Below are 3687 nucleotides of genomic sequence, written 5' to 3'. Positions count from 1 at the left end.
ATCCGGAAATCCCTGGAAACCGACAGGCTGCGGGTGGATCAGGTACTGAGGAACCTGTTGTCCAATGCCATCAAGTTTACCGATCAGGGAAGCATCAGCGTCCATGTGAAAAAAGATTCCGGACGACCGGATTTTATGGTATTTTCGGTAAAAGACACGGGAATCGGGATTGCGGAAGACAAACAGAAAATCATTTTTGAAGCCTTCCAGCAGGCAGACGGTTCCACCAGAAGGAAATTCGGGGGCACAGGTCTCGGCCTTTCCATCAGCCGCGAGATTGCCAGGCTGCTGGGCGGAGAGCTCATCCTTACCAGTACGGTGAACGAAGGCAGCGAATTCAGCCTCATCATCCCGGTGCATGCCGCTGCTGAGGTGGCTCCTGCAGAAACCGATCAGAACCTGGTGGAAATCATCCGCGAAGACGTGGAGGAAATCCAGAATATCCTCGATGACAGAAGTAACGAAAATTCCGAATGGATCAGCGCCCTGAAAATCCCGGAGGAAGTGGAAGACGACCGGAACAACATCACCCGGGACGATAAGGTAATCCTGATCATTGAAGACGATACCAATTTTGCCAAAGCCCTGCTGAAATATGCCAGGCTGCAGAAATACAAAGGGATTGTAGTGATCAGGGGAGATCACGGCCTTTCGGCAGCCCTCAGGTACCGTCCGCATGCCATCCTGCTGGATGTGCAGCTTCCGGTGAAAGATGGCTGGGAAATCATGGATGAGCTGAAATCCCACCAGGATACAAGGCACATCCCGGTACATATGATGTCTGTACTGCATGTAAAACAGGAAAGCCTGATGAAGGGAGCCATTGATTTCATCAACAAACCGATGGCCCTCGATCAGATGACCGACGTCTTCAAGACCATAGAAGAGGCGCTGAAAAAATCGCCGCAGAAAGTGCTGATTGTGGAGGAAAATGCAAGGCACGCCAGTGCACTGTCCTACTTCCTTGGAAATTTCAATATTTCGCTGACCGTCGAGAGTACGGTGGAAGACAGCGTGGCTGCACTGAGAAAAGGGCACGTGGATTGCGTGATCCTGGATGTAGGAACGGCAAAAGGAGGAGGCTATGAAATCATAGAGTCCATCAAAAGCTACGAAGGACTGGAAAACCTGCCGATCATTATTTTTACCCAACGGAACCTTTCCAAAGCGGAAGAACTTAAAATAAGGCAGTACGCAGACTCCATTGTGGTGAAAACGGCACATTCCTACCAGCGGATCTTAGATGAAGTAGGGCTGTTCCTGCATCTGGTGGAAGAAAAAAACAATTCGCCGGAAGCGGTGAGAAGCAAGACACTGGGTTCCCTCACCGAAGTGCTGAGCGGCAAAAAGATCCTGATTACCGATGATGATGTCCGCAATATATTTTCCCTTACCAAGGCACTGGAAAAATACAAAGTGGAAGTAGTCGTGGCGATGGATGGAAAACATGCCCTGCAGCAGATGAAGGAGCATCCGGATATCGATGTGGTGCTGATGGATATGATGATGCCGGAAATGGACGGGTACGAATCCATCAGGCAGATCAGGAAAATGCCTAAGTACACAAGGCTCCCGATTATCGCTGTTACGGCGAAATCCATGATCGGGGAGCGTGAGAAATGCATTACGGCCGGAGCTTCGGATTATATTTCGAAACCTGTGGATATAGACCAGCTGCTTTCCCTCCTCCGAGTATGGTTATATGAAAGCTAAACCTGATTACGATGAATAAAAAAGTTTTAATTGTGGACGATGATCCACGCAATATATTTGCCCTCAGGCTTACCCTGAAAGCTAGGGGATACCAGACAGAAAGCTGTACCATGGCCAGGGAAGCGATTGAGCTGTTGAAGAATGATAACGGATTTACGGTAGTCCTCATGGATATGATGATGCCTGAAATGGATGGCTATGAAGCCATCAGGATTATAAAGAGCACACCGTCTATCGGCACGGTGCCGGTCATTGCGGTTACGGCCCAGGCCATGCCGGAAGATCGCCAGAAATGCCTGGATGCGGGAGCGCAGGATTATATTTCCAAGCCGATCAATGTGGATCAGCTGATGAATGCCATTGAAAAACTTTCGTAGATGCTGGAACCGAATATCATAAAAGATGAAGAGGTGGAATTCCTGATCAAAGATGTCTATGATATGTATGGATACGACTTCTCTGAATACAGCCGGGCGTCTTTCAAGCGCCGGGTCAACAGGATCTGTCTCATCGACCGGTTTACAAGCTTCGCAGAACTCCGCTATACCATCCTGAATGATCCGGAGTACCTGAAGCGGTTTATCGAAGAAATTACGGTGAACGTTACCGAAATGTTCCGCGACCCGCATTTCTTCAGGGCATTACGCGAAAAGATTCTCCCTCAGCTCGGTACCTATCCGCTCATCCGCATCTGGGTGGCCGGATGTTCCACCGGCGAGGAAGCCTATTCCATAGCGATTTTACTGAAGGAAGCGAACCTTTACCACAAGTCCCTCATCTATGGTACCGATCTGAATCCTTCGGTGCTGGAAAAGGCAAGGTCCGGAATTTTTCCGCTCCAGCAGATGAAGGTCTATTCTGAAAATTACATCGCATCAGGCGGTAAAAAAGATTTTTCAGACTATTATACGGCTAACTATGACAGTGTGCGTTTCGACAAAAGCCTCCAGGAAAAACTGATCCTGTCTACCCACAACCTGGTTTCGGACAGCTCCTTCAACAGCTTCCAGCTGATTGTATGCCGTAACGTGCTGATCTATTTCGACAGAGGATTGCAGGAGAGGGTATTCCACCTGTTTGATAACAGCCTGGAAAATTTAGGTTTTCTGGCACTGGGAGCAAAAGAGACCCTGAGGTTCTCGAGACTGGATAAAATCTACAGCCAGGTAGACGAACAGCGGATCTGGAAGAAACAGGACCACCGGTAAGCACAGCCTATGGAAAAAAGGACTATGAAAGCAGAAATGATCATCATCGGAGGTTCCGCAGGCAGCCTGCAGGTTATTCTGCAGATGCTGAAAAAGCTGCAGAGCCCTGTTGCTGCTCCCATATTGCTGGTGCTTCACAGGAAAGCGCAGTCGGCCAACATCCTTCAGACCCTCCTGCAGCAGTTTTCGCCGGTTGATGTCATTGAAGCGGATGATAAAACGGAAATCCGCTCCAATACCCTGTACATCACGCCGGCCGACTATCACCTGTTGTTTGAGGACCGGAAAAACATGTCGCTGGACAGCTCGGAGAAAATGAATTACTCCCGCCCGTCCATTGATGTTACGTTCAGGTCGGCTGCTGAAATATTCGGGGCCGGGCTGGTTGCCGTGCTCCTGTCGGGAGCCAATGCGGATGGAGTGGAAGGTTTGGCCTACATCAAAAAGTACGGCGGAAGGGTCTGGGTGCAGGATCCGGAAACGGCAGAAGTGGATTATATGCCCAGGCGGGCAATGGAAGAAATAGAGTATGACCTGCTGATCAGGCCGGAGGAACTGGCGGATCACCTGCAGCATATATAAAATAAAAACAAGAATCTTTAATAAAAGTAAGAAAATTTATGAGTAAAAAGAAAATTCTGATTTTTGATGATGATACAACGATTCTCGAAGTGATTACAATCATTTTTGAAGAGAATGGTTTTCAGGTGGAAATTTCGGAGACTTCCCACGATATTCTTGAAAGGGTGGCCGATTACAGGCCCGA

4 protein-coding genes are annotated in these 3687 nt (G+C 48.7%); all 4 read left to right on the top strand.

The annotated features are described in order from the left end of the window. Positions 1–1713: response regulator (locus tag QZ735_RS03895; protein WP_294244426.1), on the top strand; the 1713-nt coding region annotated here is incomplete at its 5' end. Positions 1714–1724: 11 nt separating this feature from the next. After that, entirely contained in the window at positions 1725–2090 is a 366-nt protein-coding gene (locus QZ735_RS03890) for a response regulator (protein WP_294244422.1), read from the top strand. Further along, on the top strand, positions 2091–2921 hold the full coding sequence (locus tag QZ735_RS03885; protein WP_294244421.1) for a protein-glutamate O-methyltransferase CheR: 831 nt from the start codon (positions 2091–2093) through the stop codon (positions 2919–2921). It begins immediately after the preceding gene. 24 nt (positions 2922–2945) lie between these two features. Beyond that, a complete protein-coding gene (locus QZ735_RS03880; RefSeq protein ID WP_294244419.1) occupies positions 2946–3503 on the top strand; it encodes a chemotaxis protein CheB in 558 nt (185 codons plus the stop codon). The last annotated feature ends 184 nt before the right edge of the window (positions 3504–3687 follow it).

Origin of the sequence: uncultured Chryseobacterium sp., assembly GCF_913776365.1 — a bacterium.
In the GTDB taxonomy this organism is placed as follows: domain Bacteria; phylum Bacteroidota; class Bacteroidia; order Flavobacteriales; family Weeksellaceae; genus Chryseobacterium.
This window is presented reverse-complemented; position numbering and strand designations above follow the sequence as displayed.